The sequence below is a fragment of the Agromyces marinus genome, assembly GCF_021442325.1.
In the GTDB taxonomy this organism is placed as follows: Bacteria; Actinomycetota; Actinomycetes; order Actinomycetales; family Microbacteriaceae; genus Agromyces; species Agromyces marinus.
The window spans coordinates 1,372,172-1,395,626 of the sequence record NZ_CP087879.1 but is presented as its reverse complement, the minus strand read 5'-3'; the positions used below and the strand labels follow the sequence as shown (position 1 = coordinate 1,395,626).

Sequence of the window (23,455 nt, the reverse complement as noted above, 5' to 3'; positions counted from 1 at the left end):
AACCTCTACTCGAAGGTTAAAGTTTTGCCGAGTATGCAATTCCTGAATTGAACGTAGGCGGCGCGGGCGGTCGCTCCGCTCGCCGCCCGCGGCGTGTCGCGATCCGACCGACGAAAGCCGCCTCGATCACTCGACGACCGGGTACAGCGGCGCCGAGACGACGTAGCGATCCACCTCGTCGGGCGGCGCCGTCGCGAGCAGGCGCTCGAGGACCGCGACCTTGAGCGAGAGCTCGTCCGCGCCGCCCCACACGACCTCGGCGCCCGTCGCCAACTCGAACCGGAGGTCGTCGGCCGAGCTCGCACGCACCACGTCGATGCCGGCGCGGACCTCGGCCGGCAGCCCGCGCAGCACCCGGCCCGCCGCCTGGAACGGCGGCGCACCGAGCCCGCCGTCGACCTCGATGAACGGCAGACCGGAAGGACGCTCCTCCAGTCGCTCGACGACCACGCCGGCAGCATCGACCGAGACCAGGCCGCCCGACGTGTCGAGTACGCCGACCGGCGTGCGCTCCACGATCCGGACCACCAGCGTCCCCGGCGGGATCGTCTCGGTCGAGTACGTCTCGATGAGCGGGAACTCCGACAGCGCCCCCTGGACCTCGTCGGGCGCGATGAGCGGCAGGGGCGTGCCGATCCGCTCGTCGAACGCCGCCGTCACCGCCGCCGCGTCGATCCGCGCGGTGCCCTCGACCCGCACCTCGCGCAGCGCCATCAGCGGCGAGTACGCCACCGCGACCGCGGCGACCGCGATCCCGGCCGCGGTCGCGAGCACCGTGATCCACGTCGCACGGCGCAGGCGCGAACGCTTCGTGAACCTGCGAACCTCGCGTCGCTCGTACCTGCGGCGCTCGCGCTCCGCCATCGCGAGCCGCCGCCGCGCCGCGAACGTCTCGCCGCGGCGTCCGCTCGCGGGCTCGGGAGCCCCCTCGGGCAGGACGATGGGCTCGGTCGCCTGGGAACGCGACGACTCCGGCGACGCCGGACCCGACGCCGGAGCCGACCTCGCCGCAGTCGGGCTCGTGCCCCGGCTCGCGCTCGCACCCCGGCCCGGGCTCGAACCCGGGCGCCGCCCCGCCACGGGCGTCGAGGCCGACGCGGACCCCGCCGTGCCCGGCGCCGCCGCCCGGGCGGGCCTCGTGCGATCGAATCCCTCGGGACGCTTCACCGCGCCCCGATCAGTCGTTTCGCTCGCGCTCGAGCGACCCCAGGATCTGCGGCACGATGCGGTAGACGTCACCGCACCCCAGCGTGATCACGAAATCTCCCGGACGGGAGATGCGCGCCGTGTGATCGGCCGCATCCTGCCAGTCGGCGATGAACGCGACCCGCTCGCCGTCGGCGAACCGCTCGCTCACCAGGGCCCCGGTCACGCCGGGCTCGGGATCCTCGCGGGCGCCGTAGACGTCGAGGACGACCGTGAGGTCCGCATGCTCCTCGAGCACGTCGGCGAACTCCTTCGCGAACAGTCGCGTGCGGCTGTAGAGGTGCGGCTGGTGCACGGCGATGATGCGCCCGTCGCCCACGACCGTGCGCGCCGCCGAGAGCGCGGCCGCGACCTCGGTCGGGTGGTGCGCGTAGTCGTCGTACACGCTCACGCCGTCGACGACGCCATGCAGCTCGAACCTGCGCCCGGTCCCCGCGAATCGCGCGATGCCCGCGAGCGACGCCGCCGGGTCGAACCCGAGCCCCACGAGCACGGCGAACGCGCCGGCCGCGTTGATCGCGTTGTGCCGTCCCGGGACCCGCAGGGTCGCCGAGTACGTCGACCCCTCGTAGTCGAGCGCGAACGAGACCGGCCCCTCGGTCACGATCGAGTGCACGCGCACCGCGGCGCCGGCCGCCTCGCCGAACGTCAGCACCCGGGCGTGCGAGAGCCGGTCCCGCACGCGCACGGCGCCCGGATCGTCGGCCGAGATCACGACGAGCTCGTCCGACCGGTCGGCGAAGTCGACGAACGCCTGCTCGAACGCCTCGAACGATCCGTAGTGGTCGAGGTGGTCGGGGTCGACGTTCGTGATCAGCGCGACCGACGTGTCGTACAGCAGGAACGAACCGTCCGACTCGTCGGCCTCGACGACGAACAGCTCCCCCTCGCCCGCCGCCGAACTGACCCCGAGCTCCTCGATGACGCCGCCGTTGACGAAGCTCGGATCCTCGCCGAGGCCCAGCAGGCCCGTGATGATCATGCCCGTCGACGTCGTCTTGCCGTGCGCTCCGGCGACCGAGACCAGGCGCCGGCCGGCGATGACCGACGCGAGCGCCTGCGAGCGGTGCAGCACCGGGATGCCGCGCGAGAGCGCGAGCCGGTACTCCGGGTTGTCCAGCCAGAGCGCGCCCGTCACGACCACGGTGTCGACGTCGTCGGGCAGGTTCTCGGCCGCGTGGCCGATCGAGACGGTCGCGCCGAGCGCGCGCAGCGCCTCGACGTTGGCCGAATCGCGCACGTCGGAACCCGTCACGCGGTGCCCGGCGTCGAGCGCGAGCCGCGCGATGCCGCTCATGCCGGAACCGCCGATCCCGACGAAGTGCACGGCGCCGAGGTCGGCGGGGATCACGGTGGAGAGGTCGGGCTTGATCGTCACGATATCGCGGTGCTTCCTGCGGGTCGGGTCTGTGTGGTCAACGTTACGCGCCCGCGGCGCCCGGGGCGCCGCCGCCGCGCAGGGCGCCGTCGACGAGGGCCACCATGCGGTCGGTGCCGTCGAGCGCGCCGACGGATGCCGCGGCACGCGACATCCGCTCGAGCCGGTCGCGGTCCGCGATGAGCGAGACGACCTCGCGACCGACCCACTCGGGCAGGAACGCGGCGTCCTCGACGAGGATGCCGCCGCCGGCAGCGACCACGCCCGCGGCGTTGAACCGCTGCTCGCCGTTCCCGACGGGGTACGGAACGTACACGGCGGGGATGCCGAGCGCGGAGAGCTCGCTCACGGTCGCAGCGCCCGCCCGCGACACCGCGGCGTCGGCGATCGCGAGCGCGAGGTCCATGCGGTCGGCGTACTCGATCATGCGGTAGTCGGCGACGCCGGGGTCGGAGACCTCGGACTTCGCGCCCGTGACGTGCAGCACCTGCCATCCGGCACCAGTGATCGCCTCGGCGCTGTCGACCACCGTGCGGTTGATGCGACGTGCACCGAGGGATCCTCCCGTGGCGAGCAGCACCGGCCGGCCCGCATCGAGGCCGAACAGGTCGGCCGCCTCGGAGCGTCGGCCGGGGCGGTCCAGCGTCTCGATCTCGCGCCGCAGCGGCATCCCGACGACCTCGGCGTGCCGCAGCGGCGTGCCCGCGAAGGCGACCCCGACGCGCGCCGCGAAGCGCGCACCGAGACGGTTGGCCAGGCCCGGGCGGGCGTTCGCCTCGTGGATCGCGACGGGGATGCCGGCCCTGCGTGCGGCGAGGTACGCGGGCGTCGACACGTACCCGCCGAAGCCCACCACGACGTCGACCCCGCGCCCGGCGATCATCTCGCGCACGTCGGCGATCGAACGCCGGAACCGCGACGGGAAGCGCAGCGCCGCGCCGTTCGGCCGACGCGGGAAGGGCACCTTCTCGATCGTGAGCAGCTCGTACCCGCGCGCGGGCACCAGCCGAGCCTCGAGTCCCTCGGCGGTCCCGAGCACGAGTACCTCGGCCGACGCGTCGCGTTCGCGGAGCCGGTCGGCGACGGCGAGCAACGGGTTCACGTGACCGGCGGTTCCGCCGCCGGCCAGCAGGTAGGTCGTCATCGCGCGCGCGCCGCCTTCGATCCGCGCGCACCGCCGCGTCGCGCCGCGACGGCGACCGCAGGGGCCGGGGCGCCGGGGTCGCGCGCGACGGAGAGCACCACCCCGATCGCGAACAGGGTCGTGAGCAGCGCCGTCCCGCCGGCCGACACGAGCGGCAGCGGAACGCCGAGGACGGGGAAGATGCCGAGCACGACACCGATATTGACACATGCCTGGCCGACGACCCAGACGAGCACCGCCGCCGAGACCGTGCGCCCGAACGGCGTCGCCGCGTGGCGCATGATGCGCGCGAGCGCGATCGCGAGCACCACGAACAGCCCGATGACCACGACCGCGCCGATGAGTCCGAGTTCCTCGCCGATGATCGCGAAGATGAAGTCGTTGTCGGCCGCGGGCAGCCACGACCACTTCGCCGCGGAATTGCCGAGGCCCACGCCGAAGAACCCGCCGTTGGCCAGTGCGAAGGTGCCGTGCTGGATCTGCCAGCAGTCGCCGAGGTTGTACTTCGCGCAGTCCTCCTCGAGGAACGCGGTGATGCGACGCATGCGGCTCTCGCTCGAGACCGCGACGAGCGCGAACGCGACCGAGCCGAAGATCACGGGGACGGCGAGCAGCCGCAGCGGCACGCCTATCAGGAAGAGCGTGCCGATCAGCATCGCCGCCATGACCATGACGGTGCCGAGGTCGCCGCCGAGCAGCACGAGCCCGATCGATCCCCCGCCGACGATCAGGATCGGCATGATGCCCTTGCCGAAGTCGCCGAGGTGGTCCTGCTTCTTCGTCACGATGAGTCCGAGCCAGAGGACCAGGGCGACCTTGATGAGCTCGGACGGCTGGAACTGCACGCCCGGTGCGAGCCGCAGCCAGTTGGTGTTCCCGCCCACCTCGACGCCGAGCGGGGTCGCGACGACGAGCACCTGGAGGATGCACGAGATGCCGAGCGCCGTCCACGCGATCCGCATCCAGAACTTCTCCGGCATGCGCCCCGCGATGAGCATCGCGGGCACGCCGAGGAGGGCGTAGGTCGCCTGCTGGGCCGCGCGCGAGGTGAAGTCGCCGTCGTTCGCGAGCGCCGACTCGACCTGCGACGAGGAGAGCACCATGACGAGCCCGAGCACGACGAGGAAGAGCACCGTGCCGAGCAGCAGGAACCAGTCCTTCGACTCGGAGCGGAACGCGCCGAGCCGGATGCGGGCCGCGAGCCCGCTGGGCTCAGTCGGCTTCGCCGGTCGAGGGGTCCGTGGCCGGCCTGCCATGCCCCTCCCCTCCGAGCCTGGCGCGGACGGCGTCCTGGAAGCGCCGGCCGCGATCGGCGTAATCCGCGAACTGGTCCATGGATGCCGCCGCGGGCGCGAGGAGCACGGTGTCGCCGTCCTGCGCGACCGAGGCCGCGAGGGCGACCGCGTCGGGCATCACGCTCTCAGTGTCATCCGCTTCGACTTCGAAGAGGGGCAGTTCGGGCGCGTGTCGGCCGAACGCCGCGACCAGCGCCGTCCGGTCCCGTCCGATGACCACCGCCGCGCGCAGCCGCGGCACGTGCCTGCGCACGAGTTCATCGGCGTCGACGCCCTTCAGGAGCCCGCCGACGACCCAGACCACGGGACTGAACGCCGCGAGCGACGCCTCGGCCGCGTGCGGGTTGGTCGCCTTCGAGTCGTCGATCCAGCGGATGCCGCCCGCGACCGCGACCGACTCGATGCGGTGCGCGTCGAGCCGGAACGTCGCGAGCGCGTCGTGGATGGCGCCCACGGGCACGTCGATGGAACGCGCGAGCGCCGACGCGGCGAGGATGTTCGCGACGATGTGCGGGACCGCGAGCCCGTTCGGTTCGAGTTCCTCGAGCGTGGTGAGTTCGAGCGCGGCCGTGCGGCGGTCCTCGAGGAACGCCCGGTCGCACAGGATGCCGTCGACCACGCCGAAGTCGCTCGGCCCGGGGCTGTCGAGGCCGAAGCCGATGGCGCGCGCGCCCTCCTCGACGTCGGCGTCCTCGACCATGGCCCGCGTGGCGTCGTCGGCGCGGTTGTACACGCACGCGAGCTTCGTGTTCGCGTACACCTTGGCCTTGGCGCCGCGGTACGCCTCGGGCGAGCCGTGCCAGTCCAGGTGGTCGTCGGCGAGGTTCAGGCACACGCTCGCGACCGGGTGGATCGCTCCCGGCCCGGCGATCGGCAGGTGGTGCAGCTGGAAGCTCGAGAGCTCGACCACGAGCACGTCGTACCCGATCGGGTCGCGGACCGCGTCGAGCACGGGCACCCCGATGTTGCCGCACGGCGCGACCCTCACCCCGTTCGCGGCGACGAGCGTCGCGGCCAGCTGCACCGTGGTCGTCTTGCCGTTCGTGCCGGTGACGAGCATCCACTCCGAGGCGCGCACCTTGTCGCGCACGCGCCATGCCAGTTCGATGTCGCCCCACACGGGCACCCCCGCGTCGGCGGCCCAGCGCAGCACCGGATGGTCGGGCCGGAATCCGGGCGAGACCACGATGAGCTCGGGGGCGGATGCCGCGAGCTCCGCAGGCACGTCGGCGAGCGGGTCGACGACGAACCGCACGCCGATCACGTCGAGGATCCGTGCGCGTTCGTCGTCGCGCGCGTTCGCGTAGACGCTCACGTCCGCTCCGAGCTCGGCGAGCGTGTCGGCGACCGCGAAGCCCGTGACGCCGAGCCCGAGCACGGCGACCCTGAGCCCGCGCCACCCCTCGGCGTGCCAGCTGGTCAGCGCTTCGAGACGTGCGGCGCCGGCCGCGGCATCCGTCAACTCTGCAGCCATTCGAAGTAGAACGCGCCGACGCCGGCGGCGACGAACAGGCCGGCGATGATCCAGAACCGCACCACGATCGTCACCTCGGCCCAGCCCTTGAGCTCGAAGTGGTGGTGGATCGGACTCATCAGGAAGATGCGTTTGCCGCCGGTGAGCTTGAAGTACACGCGCTGCACGATGACCGAGCCGGCCTCGATCACGAACAGGCCGCCGATGAGCAGCAGGAGCAGCTCGGTCTGGCTGACGACCGCGAGGGCGGCCAGCGCGCCGCCGAGCGCGAGCGAGCCGGTGTCGCCCATGTAGATGTGCGCGGGGTTGGTGTTCCACCACAGGAAGCCGACGACCGCCCCGACGATCGCCGTCGCGACGATCGCGAGGTCGAGCGGGTCGCGCACGTCGTAGCTGCGATACAGGTCGCTCGGATTGAGGTTCTCGCTGAACCGCGACTGGTTGAACTGCCAGAAGCCGATGATGATGAACGAGCCGATCGCGAGGATCGACGCCCCGGAGGCGAGGCCGTCGAGGCCGTCGGTGACGTTGACGCCGTTCGAGGCCGCGGCCGTGATGAGCACGATCCAGACGAGGTACGCGATGATGCCGAACACCGTGCCGAAGACCATGAAGTCCAGCGGCAGGTCGCGGATGAAGGAGATCTTCGTCGTCGCGGGAGTGACGCCCTCGCGGTTCGGGAACTGCAGGGCCAGGAGCGCGAACGCGGCGGCGACGACCGTCTGCCCGGCGATCTTCGCCCACCCGCCGAGTCCGAGGCTCTGGCGCTTGCGGGTCTTCAGGAAGTCGTCGACGAACCCGACGAGGCCGAGGCCCACCATCATGAACAGCACGAGCAGGCCCGAAGCGGTCGGACCGTCGCCGATGAGCAGCGTCGCGGTGAAGTAGCCGAACAGCGTGCCGAGGATGAAGATGATGCCGCCCATGGTGGGCGTCCCCCGCTTGACGTGGTGCGTCTTCGGACCGTCGTCGCGGATGAACTGGCCCCACCCGAGCCGGGTGAACAGCCTGATGAACAGCGGCGTCAGGAACAGGGTGAACGAGAGCGACAGGGCCCCGGCGGTCAGTAGTGCTCTCACGCGAACCATTCTCCCAGTCGGTCGCCGACGTGGCGGAGGCCCGCCGCGTTCGAGGATTTCACGAGCACCGTGTCCCCCGGTCGTGCCAGTGCGGTCACGAGCTCGAAGGCCTCGTCGTCGGTGGCGACGTGGGTCGACTCGCCGTCCCAGGAACCCTCGTTGATCGCGCTGATGTGCATGCGTCGAGCACCGTCGCCGACGATGACGAGCTGCGAGATGCCGAGCCGCACGGCCAGCAGGCCGATGCGGTCGTGCTCCTCGCCGGACAGGTCGCCGAGCTCGCTCATCTCGCCGAGCACCGCGATGGTGCGCGAGCCCGGCGTGCGGACCTGCGCGAGCGTCTTGAGCGCCGCGGCCATCGAGTCCGGGCTGGCGTTGTACGCGTCGTTGATCACGGTGATGCCGTCGCGGCCGCCGAGCACCTGCATGCGCCACTGCTCGGCCAGCGTGACCTGCTCGAGGCCGGCGACGATCACCGGGAGCGGCACGCCGAGTTCGAGGGCGGCGGATGTCGCGGCCAGCGCGTTCATGACGTGGTGCTCGCCGAGCACCGAGAACCGCACGCGCGCCGACTCACCGCCGGGGACGGCGACCGTGAACTCGGTGCCGCGCGCATGCACGACGATGTCGCTCGCGCGCACGTCGGCACGCTCACCCAGGCCGAACCCGACGACACGTGCGTCCGTGCGCCCGGCCATGGGCGCGACGAGCGGGTCGTCGACGTTCAGCACCGCGACATCCGTCGGCAGCAGGTCGGTGACCATCTCGGACTTCGCCTGCACCGTGCGCTCGATGCCGCCGAACTCGCCCGCGTGCGCGAGGCCCACCTTGAGCACGATGCCGACGTCGGGGCGCGCCATCCGGATCAGTCGCGAGATCTCGCCGACGCCCGACGCGCCCATCTCGGCCACGAGGTAGCGGGTCTCGGCGGTCAGTTCGAGCATGGTCGTCGGTGCGCCGACCTCGTTGTTGTAGCTCTTGCGCGAGGCGACCGTCGGGCCGACCTGATCGAGGACAGTCCGCAGCAGGTTCTTCGTCGTGGTCTTGCCGTTGGAGCCGGTCACGCCGACGATGCGCAGGCTCCCGAGGGCGCGCACGCGACGCACGACCTCGGTGGCGAGCGCGCCCAGCGCGTCGACCGAGTCCTCGACGACGACCTGCGCGACCGGGAGGTCGAGCCGGCGTTCGACGATGAGCAGTGCCGCTCCGCGTTCGGCGGCCGCCGGCGCGAACCGGTGGCCGTCGTCGAACTCGCCGCGCTTGGCGACGAAGACGCCGCCCGGTTCGACCTCGCGCGTGTCGGTCGTCGCGGCGCCGTCGACGACCGTCTCGGCCGTGTCGCCCGAGTCGCCCGCCTCGAATCGTCCCGAGGTCGCCTCGGCGATCTCGGCGATGGTCAGCGCGATCATTCGAGCCACCCCGCTTCCTGAAGTGCCAGCCGGGCGTCGTCCCGGGCCGAGTACGGATGCTTCACGCCCGCGACCTCCTGGTAGTCCTCGTGTCCCGGCCCCGCGTACAGGATGGCATCGCCCTCGCCGACGAGCGCGAGTGCGGCGCGGAACGCGGCCCGCTGGTCGGCGATCTCGTGGATCTCGCGGTCCGGGACGGCCGCACGGGCACCCTCGACGAGCGCGGCGCGGATCGCGGCCGGGTCCTCCCATCGCGGATGGAAGTCGGTGATGACGACCACGTCGGCTCCGCGAGCGGCGATGGCGCCCATCTGGGCGCGCTTGGTCGTGTCGCGGTCGCCGTCGGCGCCGAACACCATGACCACGCGGCCGTCGGTCGTGCGGCGGATGGCGTCGAGCGCGTGCGCGAACGCATCGGGCGTGTGGCCGTAGTCGATGTAGACGACCGGACCGCGCGTGCCCGAGACCCGCTCGGTGCGCCCGGGGATGTACGCGTCGATGCCGTGGTCGGCGACGGCCGCCGCGATGAGGTCGAGGTCGTTGCCGGCCTCGACGAGCATCACGATCGCGAGCGCCGCGTTCGCGGCGTTGTAGCGTCCGATGAGCGGGATCCGGGTCGCGAGCTCGCGCCCGCCCGGGCCCGTGAGGCGGAACGCCGTGTGCGTCGGAGCCTCCTCCAGCACGTCGAGGCGCCAGTCGGCGTCGGCGCCCGGGGCGCCCGGGGCGCCCGGGGCGTCCGGGGCGCCCGGGGCGTCCGGGGCGTCCGGGGCATCCTCGCCGATCGCGAGCGTGGTCACCGGGATGCGCGACTCGGCGACGAGCCGGGCGCCCCACTCGGACTCGATCGTCACCACGCCGCGCCTGGCGCGCTCGGGCGTGAACAGCTCCCGCTTGGCGTGGAAGTACTCGCTCATCGAGGCGTAGTCGTCGAGGTGGTCGTGCGAGAGGTTCGTGAAGCCGACGACGTCGAACACGATGCCGTCGACGCGGTGCCGGCTGAGCGCCTGCGCCGAGACCTCGATCCCCACCGCACGCACGTCGACCTCGCGCATGCGGGCGAGCAGCGCGTGCAGCTCGCTCGCCTCCGGCGTCGTGAGCGAGCTCGTGACGGCCTCGTCGCCGATGCGGCGTTCGGCGGTGGAGGTCAGCCCGGCGGTCACGCCGAGCTGTCGCAGGATCGCGTAGAGCAGGTAGACGACGCTCGTCTTGCCGTTGGTGCCCGTGACCCCGAACAGCGCGGCCGGGTTCTCGGCGGTGCGGTGGATCCACGCGGCGACCTCGCCGAGTGCTGCGCGTGCGTCGGGCGTCACGAGGATCGGCAGGCCCGCGTCCGCGGCGCGCTCGGCGCCGGCGACATCCGTGAGCAGGGCGATCGCACCGTTCGCGGCGGCCTTCGCGGCGTAGTCGGCGCCGTGGGCGTTGCGCCCGGGCACTCCGACGTACAGGTCGCCGCCGTGCACCGCGCCCGTCGAGATGGCGACGCCCGTGACGTCGAGTTCGTCGATCCGGCCGCGCACCTCGAATCCGAACGCCTCCGCGAGGCCGCGGAGCGAACGAGGACTCGGGTGCTGCGGCCGGAGTGCCGTCGGAGGCGATCCGGTCACGAACCCAACTTTCTCACCAGGTGGCTGGCAGTTCGGGCGCCTGGGCGCCGGATGGAACGGTCCGATACTTCTTGAGCACCTGGCTCATCACCTGCTGGAAGACGGGAGCCGATGCGGCGGACGAGTTCATCTTAACGGGGTTCATGATGCTGACCGAAACGACGAACTCGGGATCATCCGCCGGGGCGAAGCCGGACACCGACACGAGGTACCCCGCCTGGTACCCGCCCTGGCCGTCCGGGACCTGGGCGGTCCCGGTCTTCGCCGCGACCCGGTAGCCGGGGATGTTCCACTGGTCGGCGAGCCACCCCTCGCGGTAGACCTGCTCGAGCATGAGCGAGGTCTGGTCGGCCGCCTTCTCGGAGACGACCCGACGCCCCTCCTGCGCGGGGGCGTCGGTCAGGGTGCCGTCGGCCGCGAGGCATCCGTCGACGAGCGTGACGGGCATCCGCACGCCGCCGTTCGCGAGGGTCTGGTACACGCTCGCGATCTGGATCGACGTCGTCGTCAGGCCCTGCCCGAACATCGTGGCGTACCTGGTCTGGTTGTCCCACTCGTCGGGTCCGCCGTGCAGGTCGCCGCCGGCCTCGCTCGCGAACCCGACCTCGGTCGGCTCGCCGAGGCCGAAGTCGACCATGTCCTGATACCGCTGCTCGTCGCTCACCTTCTCGCCGAACAGCGACATCGCGGTGTTCGACGAGTCGATGAGCATGCCCGTCATCGTGTAGTTGGTCGGTCCGTGGTAGAAGCTGTCGTTGACGTCGGCGCCGTTCGGCGCGATGTAGCGGTAGTCGGCCGTCACCCGGCTCTTCGCGTCGCCCTCGCCCGCATCGATGACGGATGCCGCGGTCAGCGCCTTGAAGGTCGACCCCGGCTCGAACGGGGCCGTGAAGGCCCGCGAACCGCGGTCGCCCTCGTCGGTCGCGCTCGGCGCGTTGGGGTCGACGGTCGGCACGTCGGCGACCGCGAGGAGCCTGCCGGTCTTCGCCTCCATGACCGTCACGGTCGCCCAGTCGGCGGCCGTCGCGCGCACCTGCTCCGCGGCGACGCGCTGGACGTAGTACTGCAGGTCGGCGTCGATCGTGAGCTGCAGGTCGCCACCGTCGTGGGGCTGCACGTTCACGACCTCGGTGCCGGGGATCGCGACCCAGTCCTTGAGGCTGTGCAGCCAGGTCCGCTCGCCGTCCTCGCTGGCCAGGCACGTGTTCTCCGAGTACTCCAGCCCGGCTCCGGGCTCGCCCTCCTCGGTGACGAAGCCGATGAGGTTGCCCGCGACCGAGCCGTTGGGGTAGCGGCGCGCGGGCGCTTCCTTCGAGTACACGAAGGGGATGCGCAGCGCCTTGACGGTCTCGTAGACCTCGGTGTCGACGCGCTTGGCGAGGTAGGCGAAGTCCGCCTTCGGATCGGCCGCGAGCGCCTCGTCGATCTCCGAGCGGATGTCGGCGCCGGTGCGCCCGAGCGCGGCGCCGAGCTGTTCGAGGGCCTCGTCGCGGGTGACGTCCTCGTCGGCGCCGTCGGCGGCGGTCCGCTCGAACGACTCGGTGGCCATCGCCTGCTTCGGCGAGATCGTGATGTGGTACCTCATGACGGGCTCCGCGAGCACCGTGCCGTTCGCGTCGAGGATGCGGCCCCGCTCGCCGTAGACGGTCTCGGTCTCGGATCGCACGTCCTGCGATGCCTCGTTGAGCTCGGCGGCCCGAACGACCTGGATGTCGACGAGCCGGACGACGAACCAGCCGACCATGAGCACGAGTGCCGTTCCGGCTGCGACGATGCGGCGCATCGGGTGGCGGCTCACGCGCTTCATCGGCTGGTTCGCTCCGTCTCGGTTCTCGGTTCTCGGTCTCGGGTTCGGTCGGTTGCCCGGCGGGCGGGTCAGTGCGTGGCGGGGGTCGGAAGCCCGTCGGTCACCACCGGCGGCGGCGCCGGCGCTGCCGGTGCGCCGTCGGCCGCCTCCGCGGGCTTGCCGGCCTCACCCTTCGCAGTCTGCTCGCCGCCCCGCTCGGTCACGAGCGGCACGCCGCTGATCAGGGCGTTCGGCACGAGCGACGAGGAGGAGCCGGTACCCGCTTCGGCCGCGGTCGGGTCGCCGATCACCGCACCGTTCGAGAGCCGCAGCATGACCGGGTCGGTGTTCGGGACCATGCCGAGCGCTTCGGCGTTCGCCGCGAGGAACTGCGGCGACTGCAGCCGGTCGAGGTCGTCGGCGAGCTTCTGCTGCTCGCGTTGGAGCTGGGCCTGGCGCTGCAGCTGGGCGTCGAGTTCGTAGGCGCCCTGCGTCATGGCGATCGAGAGCAGCAACTGCACGATCGCGATCACGCCGATCGAGCCGAGGGCGACGACCGCGTACACGAGCCGCGGCGCGCGGCGCGCGGACGGCTCGGGGGCGGGCCGCAGGCGCCGCGCAGGCGACGGCACGAGCCGTCTGGCGGGTCCGGTCTGGGCCGGCAGTGCGCTCATGACGGCCTCCTCACTCGTTCTGCGGCACGAAGTCGCACGGGTTTCGCACGCGGGTTCTCCGCCTGCTCGGCCTCGCTCGCGAGCTCGGCACCCCGGACGAGGAGCGTGAACTGCGGGCGGTGCTCGGGGAGTTCCATCGGCAACCCGGGGGGTGCCGTGGAGGTGGATGCCGCAGCGAGGACCCGCTTGGCGAGCCGGTCCTCGAGCGACTGGTACGACAGGATGACGATGCGCCCGCCCACGCCGAGCAGGCCGAGGGCCGCGGGCAGGGCCCGCTCGAGGACCGTCAGCTCTTCGTTGACCTCGATGCGCAGCGCCTGGAAGACGCGCTTGGCGGGGTGGCCGGCCCGCTGGATCGCTGCGGGGGTCGCCGCCTGGAGCACGTCCACGAGCTGCGCGGAGCGGGTGATCGGCTCTCGCGCCCGAGCGGCGACGATAGCCCTCGCGTACCGCCCCGCGAGCTTCTCCTCGCCGTAGTCGCGGAAGATGCGCCGCAGGTCCTCCTCGGAGTACTCGGCGACGACCTCGGCGGCCGTCCGGCCGCGCGTGGAGTCCATGCGCATGTCGAGCGGTGCGTCCTTCGAGTACGCGAAGCCTCGTTCGGCCCGGTCGAGCTGGAGCGAGGAGACGCCGAGGTCGAAGAGGATCGCGTCGACCTCGCGCAGCCCCTCGCCGCGGACCGCTTCGACGATGCCGTCGTACACGGTGTGCACGAATCGCGCGCGGTCGCCGAACGCCGCGAGGCGCTCACGCGCGATGGCGAGCGCGTCGGTGTCCCGGTCGAGTCCGATCGCGGTCGCGTTCGGGAAGCGCTCGAGCACGGCACGCGAGTGCCCGCCCATGCCGAGGGTCGCATCGACGTACACCGCACCCTCGCGTTCGAGGGCCGGCGCCAGCAACTCGAGCGTTCGCTCGAGCATCACGGGTGTGTGGATCCGTTCGATGTCCATGATCTCCCTCTCGTCCCCTCGGCCTCCGGGGCCTGATCCCCATCCGTTCGTCCTGCTGCGGGGAAGTGCAGCAGGCTCGCACGGCTGGGAGTCGGACCCCGTGGACTCAGAGCAGTCCGGGAATCACCTCCTCCGCCGTCTCCGCGAAGGCCGCCTCCTGCTCGGCGAGGTACGTCGTCCACGCCGCGGCATCCCAGATCTCCACCCGGCTCCCCGCCCCGATGACCGTGAGGTCCCGGTCGAGCCCCGCATAGGTGCGGAGGTTCGCAGGGATGGTGACGCGATGCTGCTTGTCGGGGGTCTCCGCAGAGGCACCCGACAGGAAGACGCGCATGTAATCGCGCGCCTGCTTGCTCGTGACGGGGGCTTGGCGGATCTTCTCGCTCATGCTCTCGAACTCCCGCGCGCTGAACACGTATATGCAGCGCTCCTGACCGCGTGTGAGCACGAGGCCGTTCGACAACTCCTCCCGGAACTTCGCCGGAAGAATGACACGACCCTTCTCATCCAGCTTCGGTTCGTAGCTTCCGAGGAACATCACGTCACCCCCATCCTCCGGCCAGGAACCAGGTGCAGCCCCACTTTACTCCACTCTCCTCCACTGAACAACGACATTCCCGCGGAATCGGCGATTCGACCTCGGGGAAAGCCCTGATTCTCAGGCATCCCGGAGGTGGAGGGAAATGGATGCCTCGCGGCGTGCCGCACCGCCGGGGGACGAGGAGCACGCCTCCGGGCACCACCTCGGAGCGCCCCGTGGCGCGACGGGGGATGCCTCGGCGACGAGCCCCGGCGTACCGGTGGTGCGAAGTGGAGGCGACTCCCGGCGCGAGGTGGAGGCGACTCCCGGCGGGAACGGGAGCCCCGCGCGCACGAGAACGGGCCGATCCGAAGATCGGCCCGTCAGGAAGTCGGAATCAGGGGATGAAGGTCAGTCGCGCCCGTCCTGACGACGGTCCCAGCGCTCGTTGAGCCGGTCCATGAACCCGGCCTGCGGCTTCGCGGGCCTGGAGGCGGCGCCCGGCTGCGGCATGGGCTGCGCGGCACCGCCGGCTCGCTTGGACGGGGTGATCGCGATCAGCACGCCGGCGAACATGACGGCGAAGCCCAGCACGCCCACGATCAGCAGTTGCGAGGCGACTCCCCCGATCAGGGCGCCGGCACCCGCAACGGCGAGCAGGACTCCGATCACGATCGACCGGTAGTTCGGGCGCCCGCGCCCGCCACCGCCGACGGTCGCGACGAAATCGGCGTCGTTCTTGTAGAGGTTCCGCTCCATCTCCTCGAGAAGGCGTTGCTCCTGCTCCGAAAGCGGCATCTCATTCCCCTCAGTTCTCGGGATCGACGCTTGGTCACGCCATTCTAGTCCCCATCGGCGCCGGTAGGCTAGGCGGGTGGTCACTGCTCCCCGTCTCGCCGATGCGGTGAACGAACGCCTCGAGGAGTTCCTCGCCGACCGTGCTTCCATTCTCCGCTCGATCAGCACCGACCTCGACCCGATTTCCGAGTTCTCGAAGGTGTTTCTCAGCGGCGGCAAGCGCTTCCGAGCGCGGTGCTGCGCGCTCGGGTTCGCTGCCGTCCGCGGTGCGGCCGGCGATGCCGACGACGGCTCCCGCGAGGCGCTCGTCGCCGCGGCATCCGCCCTCGAGGTCTTCCACGCCGCTGCCCTCGTCCACGACGACCTCGTCGACAACTCCGATACGCGCCGCGGCGCACCGTCGACCCACCGTGTCTTCGAGGCCCAGCATGCCGGGGCCGCCTGGGCCGGCGACGCGGCGGCGTTCGGCCGCGCGAGCGCGATCCTCTTCGGCGACCTCCTGCTCGGCTGGAGCGACGAACTCCTCGACGAGGGTCTCGCCGGCATGCGCGACCGCGCATCCGCACGCGCCGCCCGGCTCGCGTTCAACCGCATGCGGACCGAGGTCACGGTCGGGCAGCACCTCGACATCCTCGAGGAGCAGGCGTGGGTCGCCCACCCCGACGGCAGCCATCGTGAGCGCGCCGAACGGGTGCTCGTGTTCAAGTCCGCCAAGTACTCGATCGAGGCTCCGCTCGTCATCGGCGCGTCGATCGCGGGCGGCTCGGAGCACCGGATCGACGTCCTGCGCGAGTTCGGCCTGCCGATCGGGATCGCCTTCCAGCTCCGAGACGACGTGCTCGGCGTCTACGGCGACCCCGAGGTGACCGGCAAGCCCGCGGGCGACGACCTCCGGGAGGGCAAGCGGACCATGCTCATCGCGATCGCTCGCGAGCGGATGCCTGCGGTCGACCGGGAACGACTCGACGACCGTCTCGGCGACCCGGCGCTCTCAGCCGACGAGATCGGCACGCTGCAGCGGATGATCCGCGACAGCGGGGCCGTCGACGAGGTCGAGGCCGTGATCGCGGCCGACACCGAGCGGGCCCTGGGCGCGCTCGCGGCGGGCGGGCTCGATCGCGACGCGACCGACGGCCTGACCGAACTCGCCTACGCCGTCACGCGACGCGAGCACTGAACGCGCGCCGGGCACCGGAGCCACGTCAGGCGAGCGCCTGCGCGACCCTCCGCACCTCGGCCTTCCGCCCCGCACGGAGCGCGGCGATCGGGGTCGTGCCGAGGCTGTCCTCCTCGGCGAGCAGCCACCTGAGCGCCTCGTCGTCGCTGAACCCGGCATCGGCGAGCACCATCGCCGTTCCGTGGAGCTCGGGCAGCGGCGCGTCGTCGCGGATGAACGCGGCGGGAACCTTGAGCACCCCGTCGACCCGCGCCCCGAGCAGGTAGCGCTCGGAGATCAGGCGCCGGATCCGCCCGGGACTCTCGTCCATGCGTTCGACGAGATCGGGGATGGTCAGCCATTCGGTCTGCTCGACGTCGGTCACCACACCAGATTGCCACGCCGGACCCGCGATCCGGTACCGGCCCCGGTGTCGCGACTCGCCCGCCGCCGGTTTGACTCGGCCCGGTACGCGTGAGACCGTGACGGCATCCGCGCACCATGCGGAGGGGGATCCATGAGGCAGCACCGGGGCGAGGCGTCGGCGACGGGCGGTTCCGGCCGTCCGCTCCCAGCGGGGCGACGTCGCAGAGCCGGTCACCGGCTCCTCACGCTCCCCGTCGCGATCCTCGGCGCCGTCGCGGTGACCCTCGGGTTCGCCCAGCCGGCGGACGCCGCGCCGCAGACGACCAAGCAGCGCCCGAAGCCGAAGTCCACCCGGGCGATGGCCCCGACCGCTGCGACCGTCGCCGCTGCGACGGCGACGCCCGCCGAGGTGGTCGTCCAGGCCGGCGACACGGTCAGCGCGATCGCCGAGCGATACGGCATGGCCACCGCCGAGGTCCTCGCCGAGAACGGCCTGAGCTGGTCGAGCCTCATCTTCCCCGGGCAACGACTCGCCCTGCCTGGGGGAACCGCGGCGAGTCCGGCCGGCGATGGCGCAGCCGACCCCGGCATCGCGCACCACATCGTCGCGCCCGGCGACACCGTGAGCGCGATCGCCGCCGAGCACGGCCTCAGCGTCGACGTCGTGCTGAGCGCGAACGGCCTGAGCCGGACGAGCCTGATCTTCCCCGGACAGGCGATCCGGCTCCCGACCGGCGAGGGCCGGGCCGAGGCATCCGTCGCGCCCGAGGCATCCGCCGCGCCCTCGGACGCCGCCGAGGTCGTCGCGCTCGACGTCCGCCTCGACGACGAGATGCGCGCGAACGCGCACGTCGTCATCGACGTCGGCCGATCGCTCGGCGTCCCCGATCGGGGCATCGTCGTGGCCCTCGCCGCGGCCGCCCAGGAGTCGGGACTGCGCAACCTCCGCCATGGCGACCGCGATTCCGCCGGGCTGTTCCAGCAGCGGCCGAGCCAGGGCTGGGGCACAGCCGAGCAGGTGCTCGACCCCGTCCGGGCCGCCACGGCGTTCTACGGCGGGCCGACCACGCCCAACGAGGGCCGCACGCCCGGCCTGCTCGACGTGACGGGGTGGGAGGAGCTCTCGGTGACGGATGCCGCGCAGGCCGTGCAGCGCAGTGCGCACCCGTTGCACTACGCCAAGTGGGAGGCATCCGCCAGGCGCTGGCTCGACGAACTCGGCTGATCCACGGCATCGTCACGATGCCGTACCGATCCCCCACGCCCCGGCGTTTGTTCACCGAACGGCATATGCCGCTTCGTACACTTCTACGGTGACCACCGCTCCGCCCGCTGATCCGATGATCGGCCGTCTCGTCGACGGTCGCTATCAGGTGCGCTCGCGGATCGCCCGCGGGGGCATGGCGACGGTCTACCTCGCGACCGACCTGCGCCTCGAGCGCCGGGTCGCGATCAAGATCATGCATGGCCACCTGGCCGACGACAACACCTTCAAGACGCGCTTCGTCCAGGAGGCGCGTTCGGCTGCGCGCCTCGCGCACCCGAACGTGGTCAACGTGTTCGACCAGGGCCAGGACGCCGACATGGCGTACCTCGTGATGGAGTACCTGCCGGGCATCACGCTGCGCGATCTCCTCAAGGACTACCGGCGCCTCACGCCCGAGCAGACCGTCGACATCCTCGACGCCGTGCTCTCGGGACTGGCTGCCGCGCACAAGGCCGGCATCGTGCACCGAGACCTGAAGCCCGAGAACGTGCTGCTGGCCGACGACGGCCGCATCAAGCTCGGCGACTTCGGGCTGGCCCGGGCCGCGAGCGCGAACACCGCGACCGGGCAGGCCCTGCTCGGCACCATCGCCTACCTCTCCCCCGAGCTCGTCACGCGCGGCGTCGCCGACGCCCGCAGCGACATCTACGCGTTGGGCATCATGGCGTACGAGATGCTGACGGGCGAACAGCCCTACGTGGGCGAGGCGCCCATGCAGATCGCCTACCAGCACGCGAACGAGTCGGTCCCCGCCCCGAGCGAGCGGATGCCGTCGGTGCCCGCCGAACTCGACGAGCTCGTGCTCTGGGCGACCTCGCGCGACCCCGACGCGCGTCCGGCCGATGCCCGGGCGATGCTCGACCGCCTCCGCGCGCTCGAACCCGCACTCCGCCCCGGAGGGGCGAGCACGGCCGCGCACGACACGCTCGTGCTCGCGCCGGGCGGCGCCGGCATCCCGACGGCCGAGACGCGCGTGCTCGCGGGCGGGACGGCCGCGATGCTCGCGCCGGCGGGCGCGGCCGAAGACCACGAGGATGCCGATGCGCTCGCGAGCGCCGCGACGCGGCGTCGTCGGCGCGGCTCGTGGATCTTCGCCCTGGTGCTGCTGCTGACCGGCCTCGCCGCCGGAACCGGGTGGTACTTCGGCGCAGGGCCGGGTGCGATGGCCGCGGTCCCCGACACGGCCGAGCTGCTCCCGGCGGATGCCACGCGGCTGCTCGAGGGCGCCGGCTTCACGGTCGAACCCGCGGAGCGCACCGATCCGGTCGTCCCGGAGGGCCAGGTCGCCGGGACGGACCCGCCCGCGGGCGACTCCGCCCGCCGAGGCTCGACCGTCACGATGTACGTGTCAACCGGCCCGGAGATCCTCGCCGTCCCGGACGTGATCGGCCAGCCGGAGGCGGCCGCGACGGAGGCGTTGGCCGCGTTCTCCGTCGGCGAGTCCGCCGAGCAGTTCTCGCGCGACGTCGAGGCGGGCCTGGTCATCGCGGTGCTCGCTGCAGACGGAAGCCCGATCGCCGAGGCGTATCCCGAGCGCGGCGAGCTCTCCCTGGTCGTCTCCGTGGGCCCGGTGCCCCCGGTCGAGGGCACTGCGGTCGGCGAGGCGCAGCAGCGGCTCGAGGATGCCGGGCTCGTGGTCGACTTCGCCGATCCCGCCTACAGCGACAGCGTCCCGGTCGACGTCGTGGTCACCGCGGACTGGCTCGACGACCCCATGAACCCGGGCGACACCGTGCGACTGACGGTCTCGAAGGGGCCCGCACCCGTCGAGGTTCCGAACGTCGTGGGCAAGGTCATGACCGAGGCGATCGATGAGCTCGAGGCGGCCGGATTCACGGTCTCGTACGAGTTCCCGGACCTCTTCCTCGGGCTCGCGACCGCCAAGGAGCAGTCGCCCGCAGCCGGGGAGCTCGCTCCGCGCGGCAGCAGCGTCCGACTGGTGGGTTCGCTGACCCAGTGATGCGCTGAGGCATCCGGCGCTGCGGGCGCCGGATGCGCCGACGGCGCCCGCAGCGCCCCCGCGAACGGCGACGGGCGGCCGCGGCATCCGTGGATGCGCGACCGCCCGTCGGGCGTGAGCGTCAGCGAGCGGCGAGTTCCTCCGCGACGAGGAACGCCAGCTCGAGGGACTGCATGTGGTTCAGGCGAGGGTCGCAGAGCGACTCGTAGCGCGTCGCCAGCGTGCTCTCGTCGATGTGCTCGGACCCGCCGAGGCACTCGGTGACGTCGTCGCCCGTGAGTTCGACGTGGATGCCGCCCGGGTGGGTGCCCGCAGCGCGGTGCGCCTCGAAGAAGCCCTTGACCTCGTCCACGACGTCGTCGAAGCGACGCGTCTTGTAGCCGGTCGGGGTGGTGATGCCGTTGCCGTGCATCGGATCGGTGACCCACAGCGGATTCGCGTCGCTGGCCGCGATCGCCTCGAGCAGCGGCGGCAGGGCGTCGCGGATCTTCCCCGCACCCATGCGCGTGATGAACGTCAGCCTTCCCGGCTCGCGGTTCGGGTCGAGCTTCTCGACGAGCTCGAGCATGACCTCGGGCGTGGTCGTCGGGCCGAGCTTCACGCCGATCGGGTTGCGCACGCGCGAGAGGAAGTCGACGTGCGCACCGTCGAGCTCGCGGGTGCGCTCGCCGATCCAGATGAAGTGCGACGACGTGTTGTACGGCGTGCCCGTGCGCGAGTCGATGCGAGTCATCGGACGCTCGTAGTCCATCAGCAGGCCTTCGTGGCCGGTGTAGAACTCGGTGCGCTTGAGCTCCTCGAAGTCGGCACCGCAGGCGTCCATGAACTTGACGGCGCGGTCGATCTCGCGTGCGAGCTTCTCGTAGCGGATGTTCGCGGGGTTGGCTGCGAACCCCTGGTTCCATGCGTGCACCTGGCGCAGGTCGGCGAACCCGCCCTGCGTGAACGCGCGGATCAGGTTCAACGTCGACGCGGCCATGTGGTAGCCCTGGAGCAGGCGCGAGGGGTCGGCCTGCCGCGACTCCGGCGTGAAGTCGTAGCCGTTGACGATGTCGCCGCGGTAGGCGGGCAGCGTCACGTCGCCACGGGTCTCGGTGTCGCTGGAACGGGGCTTGGCGAACTGGCCCGCCATCCGCCCCATCTTCACGACCGGCATCGACGCGCCGTAGGTGAGCACGACGGCCATCTGCAGCACCGTCTTCACGCGGTTGCGGATCTGGTCGGCGGTCGCGCCTGCGAAGGTCTCGGCGCAGTCGCCGCCCTGGAGCAGGAACGCCTCGCCGCGGGATGCCGCGGCCAACCGATCGCGGAGCATGTCGACCTCGCCCGCGAACACGAGCGGCGGGAGCGCCGCGAGTTCGGCGGATGCCGCGTGCGCGGCCTCGGGGTCGGGCCAGGACGGCTGCTGCTTGATCGGCAGCGTGCGCCAATAGTCGAGGCCGGCAATCACGGAGGGATCTGCATTCACGACCGGCTCGACGAGCTGTACCACTGGACTGTCCTGGAGGGTTGGGCGCACGCGGCGCTGAACGGGAACCGGCGTCGCACGTCGCGACGCCGTCGATCAACCCTACCGCCCCGCGGCGGCCCGTTACCGCCCGGCGGACGGCACCGCCCGCTGCTCGCGGACCGTGCTGGCGTAGACGTCGACGTATTCCTGGTCGCTGAGCGCGCGAAGGTCGTAGACGAGTTCGTCGGTGACCGACCGGAGGACGAAGCGGTCGCCCTCCATCCCGTCGAATCGGGAGAAGTCGAGCGGCTCGCCGAACACGATGCCGACGCGCCGGACCTTCGGCAGCCTGGTGCCGATCGGCATGATCTCGGCCGTTCCGATCATCGCGACGGGCACGACCGGAACTCCCGCCTCGAGCACCATCCGCGCCACGCCCGTCCGGCCGCGGTACAGCCTTCCGTCGGGGCTGCGCGTGCCCTCCGGGTAGATGCCGAGGATCTTGCCCTCGCCGAGGACCCGGAGGCCGGTGTTCAGCGACGCCTCGGACGCCTTGCCGCCCGACCGGTCGATGGGCAGCTGCCCTGCCGACTGGAAGAACATGCGCGTGGCCCAGCCCTTGAGGCCCTTCCCGGTGAAGTACTCGCTCTTGGCCAGGAAGACCACGGGACGATCGACCACGATCGGAAGGAAGATCGAGTCGATGAACGACAGGTGGTTCGAGGCGAGCACGACCGGGCCCTCCTTCGGGACGCGCTCGAGGCCGACGACCCAGGGGCGGAAGACCGCGAGGATGAGCGGGCCGACCACGATGTGCTTCATGATCCAGTAGAACACGTCGGTCCTTCCGTCTCGTCCAGCAGTCGCAAGCCTAACGCGCGAGGCGTCAGGCGTGCTCCTCCACCCAGACCCGGGCGAGATCGGCCGCGCCGACGACCCCCGCGTCGTTGACCAGTTCGGCGATCACGAAGTCGGGCTCGGGACGATACCCGCGCGCCGGAAGGTGCTCGAGGTACGCCGCACGGATCGGCTCGAGCAGGGCCTCGCCGGCGACCGAGACCCCGCCGCCGAACACGAACCGCTGCGGGTCGAGCACGGCGGACATGCTCGCGGCGGCCTCGCCGAGCCACCGCCCGAGTCGTTCGAGCGCCGCCATCGCGCCGGGGTCGCCGGACCCGATCAGGGCGCCGACGACGTGGCCATCGAGCCCGCCGCGCTCGGATCGCGCCGTCGCGAGCGCCTCGCCGATGCCGCCGCCGTCCGCGATCTCGCCGGCGATGCGCAGCAGCGCCCGCCCGGACCCGTACTGTTCGAGGCATCCGCGCCGCCCGCAGCCGCAGGCCAGCCCGTCGGGCACGAGGCGAAGGTGGCCGAGTTCGGCGCCGATGCCGAAGCCGCCGCGGAACAGCCGGTCGTTCGAGACGACCGCGCCGCCCACCCCGGTCCCGATGGTGAGCATGACCATGTCGCTCACGAGCCGGCCGGCGCCGAAGCGGAACTCGGCCCATCCCGCGGCGTTCGCGTCGTTCTCGATGACGACCGGTCGCCCGGCGCGGCGTTCGAGCTTCTCGCGCAGCGGCTCGTTGCGCCAGTCGATGTTGGGTGCGTAGTACACGGTGGACTGGGCCGCATCGATGAACCCGGCCGCCGCGACGCCGACGGCGTCGACCGGGCCGGAGTCGGAGAGTTCGCCGATCATGGCGACGACCGCGTCCTCGAGCGCGCTCGCATCGGTCGGCGTCGGCACGCGAGCGGACCGCACGATGGCACCGAGGTCGTCGACCACTGCCCCCGCGATCTTGGTGCCGCCGATGTCGATGCCGATCGCGTGCACGTCGAAGCCTTTCGCCGGGATGTCGAGGTCGCGAACTCCGGCCCGAGCCGGGGCGCACCGACTAGAGTGTAGTCAACCCCACAGCAGTGGCCGTTCGATCCCGTA

Annotated in this window: 20 protein-coding genes; 3 read left to right on the top strand and 17 right to left on the bottom strand. The window is 71.8% G+C overall.

All coding sequences use genetic code 11. The annotated features are described in order from the left end of the window. Positions 1–126: 126 nt before the first annotated feature. The 13 genes from DSM26151_RS06565 to DSM26151_RS06505 all read right to left on the bottom strand — a co-directional run bounded on the left by DSM26151_RS06565 (position 127) and on the right by DSM26151_RS06505 (position 15,317). A complete protein-coding gene (locus tag DSM26151_RS06565; RefSeq protein WP_234661599.1) occupies positions 127–1,167 on the bottom strand; it encodes an FtsQ-type POTRA domain-containing protein in 1,041 nt (346 codons plus the stop codon). A gap of 10 nt (positions 1,168–1,177) precedes the next feature. Further along, entirely contained in the window at positions 1,178–2,584 is a 1,407-nt protein-coding gene (gene murC, locus DSM26151_RS06560; protein ID WP_234661598.1) for a UDP-N-acetylmuramate--L-alanine ligase, read from the bottom strand. 43 nt (positions 2,585–2,627) lie between these two features. Continuing rightward, entirely contained in the window at positions 2,628–3,728 is a 1,101-nt protein-coding gene (gene murG, locus DSM26151_RS06555; RefSeq protein WP_234661597.1) for an undecaprenyldiphospho-muramoylpentapeptide beta-N-acetylglucosaminyltransferase, read from the bottom strand. After that, positions 3,725–4,984 carry a putative lipid II flippase FtsW gene (gene ftsW, locus DSM26151_RS06550; protein ID WP_234661596.1) on the bottom strand — a complete coding sequence of 420 codons (1,260 nt, stop codon included), beginning with the start codon at positions 4,982–4,984 and terminating at the stop codon, positions 3,725–3,727. The genes murG and ftsW overlap by 4 nt, the downstream gene beginning before the upstream one ends. Next, complete coding sequence (gene murD, locus DSM26151_RS06545; RefSeq protein WP_234661595.1) at positions 4,941–6,497, bottom strand: UDP-N-acetylmuramoyl-L-alanine--D-glutamate ligase; 1,557 nt, start codon at positions 6,495–6,497, stop codon at positions 4,941–4,943. The genes ftsW and murD overlap by 44 nt, the downstream gene beginning before the upstream one ends. Continuing rightward, complete coding sequence (mraY, locus tag DSM26151_RS06540; protein WP_234661594.1) at positions 6,482–7,576, bottom strand: phospho-N-acetylmuramoyl-pentapeptide-transferase; 1,095 nt, start codon at positions 7,574–7,576, stop codon at positions 6,482–6,484. Before mraY ends, murD begins: the two co-directional genes overlap by 16 nt. After that, on the bottom strand, positions 7,573–8,985 hold the full coding sequence (locus tag DSM26151_RS06535) for a UDP-N-acetylmuramoyl-tripeptide--D-alanyl-D-alanine ligase (RefSeq protein ID WP_234661825.1): 1,413 nt from the start codon (positions 8,983–8,985) through the stop codon (positions 7,573–7,575). The genes mraY and DSM26151_RS06535 overlap by 4 nt, the downstream gene beginning before the upstream one ends. Continuing rightward, positions 8,982–10,589, bottom strand: coding sequence for a Mur ligase family protein (locus tag DSM26151_RS06530; RefSeq protein WP_234661593.1), 1,608 nt, complete (start codon positions 10,587–10,589; stop codon positions 8,982–8,984). The genes DSM26151_RS06535 and DSM26151_RS06530 overlap by 4 nt, the downstream gene beginning before the upstream one ends. A 13-nt stretch (positions 10,590–10,602) precedes the next feature. After that, positions 10,603–12,387: a peptidoglycan D,D-transpeptidase FtsI family protein gene (locus DSM26151_RS06525; RefSeq protein ID WP_234661592.1), complete on the bottom strand. Its 1,785-nt coding sequence runs from the start codon at positions 12,385–12,387 to the stop codon at positions 10,603–10,605. 77 nt (positions 12,388–12,464) lie between these two features. Further along, a complete protein-coding gene (locus tag DSM26151_RS06520; protein ID WP_234661591.1) occupies positions 12,465–13,049 on the bottom strand; it encodes a hypothetical protein in 585 nt (194 codons plus the stop codon). After that, positions 13,046–13,999, bottom strand: coding sequence for a 16S rRNA (cytosine(1402)-N(4))-methyltransferase RsmH (gene rsmH, locus DSM26151_RS06515; protein WP_234661590.1), 954 nt, complete (start codon positions 13,997–13,999; stop codon positions 13,046–13,048). Before rsmH ends, DSM26151_RS06520 begins: the two co-directional genes overlap by 4 nt. 106 nt (positions 14,000–14,105) lie before the next feature. Beyond that, a complete protein-coding gene (gene mraZ / locus DSM26151_RS06510) occupies positions 14,106–14,537 on the bottom strand; it encodes a division/cell wall cluster transcriptional repressor MraZ (RefSeq protein WP_234661824.1) in 432 nt (143 codons plus the stop codon). Positions 14,538–14,930: 393 nt separating this feature from the next. Beyond that, positions 14,931–15,317, bottom strand: coding sequence for a DUF3040 domain-containing protein (locus tag DSM26151_RS06505; protein ID WP_234661589.1), 387 nt, complete (start codon positions 15,315–15,317; stop codon positions 14,931–14,933). A 76-nt stretch (positions 15,318–15,393) separates the two neighbouring features. On the opposite strand from DSM26151_RS06505, the gene DSM26151_RS06500 reads away from it, so the two are divergent. After that, positions 15,394–16,494: a polyprenyl synthetase family protein gene (locus DSM26151_RS06500; RefSeq protein ID WP_234661588.1), complete on the top strand. Its 1,101-nt coding sequence runs from the start codon at positions 15,394–15,396 to the stop codon at positions 16,492–16,494. 25 nt (positions 16,495–16,519) lie between these two features. On the opposite strand, the gene DSM26151_RS06495 is transcribed toward DSM26151_RS06500, so the two are convergent. After that, a complete protein-coding gene (locus DSM26151_RS06495) occupies positions 16,520–16,804 on the bottom strand; it encodes an Rv2175c family DNA-binding protein (protein WP_234661823.1) in 285 nt (94 codons plus the stop codon). A gap of 186 nt (positions 16,805–16,990) precedes the next feature. Between DSM26151_RS06495 and DSM26151_RS06490 the strand changes: the two genes are divergently transcribed. Beyond that, positions 16,991–18,064, top strand: a complete 1,074-nt coding sequence (locus tag DSM26151_RS06490) for a LysM peptidoglycan-binding domain-containing protein (protein WP_234661587.1) — start codon at positions 16,991–16,993, stop codon at positions 18,062–18,064. Positions 18,065–18,179: 115 nt separating this feature from the next. After that, positions 18,180–20,066 (top strand): Stk1 family PASTA domain-containing Ser/Thr kinase, encoded by a 1,887-nt coding sequence (gene pknB / locus DSM26151_RS06485; protein ID WP_234661822.1) that lies wholly within the window; start codon positions 18,180–18,182, stop codon positions 20,064–20,066. 121 nt (positions 20,067–20,187) lie between these two features. Here the strand turns inward: pknB and DSM26151_RS06480 are convergent, their stop codons facing one another. The 3 genes from DSM26151_RS06480 to DSM26151_RS06470 all read right to left on the bottom strand — a co-directional run bounded on the left by DSM26151_RS06480 (position 20,188) and on the right by DSM26151_RS06470 (position 23,350). Next, positions 20,188–21,516 (bottom strand): class II 3-deoxy-7-phosphoheptulonate synthase, encoded by a 1,329-nt coding sequence (locus DSM26151_RS06480; RefSeq protein ID WP_234661586.1) that lies wholly within the window; start codon positions 21,514–21,516, stop codon positions 20,188–20,190. A gap of 141 nt (positions 21,517–21,657) precedes the next feature. After that, positions 21,658–22,353 (bottom strand): lysophospholipid acyltransferase family protein, encoded by a 696-nt coding sequence (locus DSM26151_RS06475; RefSeq protein WP_234661585.1) that lies wholly within the window; start codon positions 22,351–22,353, stop codon positions 21,658–21,660. A 49-nt stretch (positions 22,354–22,402) separates the two neighbouring features. Further along, positions 22,403–23,350: an ROK family glucokinase gene (locus tag DSM26151_RS06470; RefSeq protein ID WP_234661584.1), complete on the bottom strand. Its 948-nt coding sequence runs from the start codon at positions 23,348–23,350 to the stop codon at positions 22,403–22,405. Positions 23,351–23,455 lie beyond the last annotated feature (105 nt).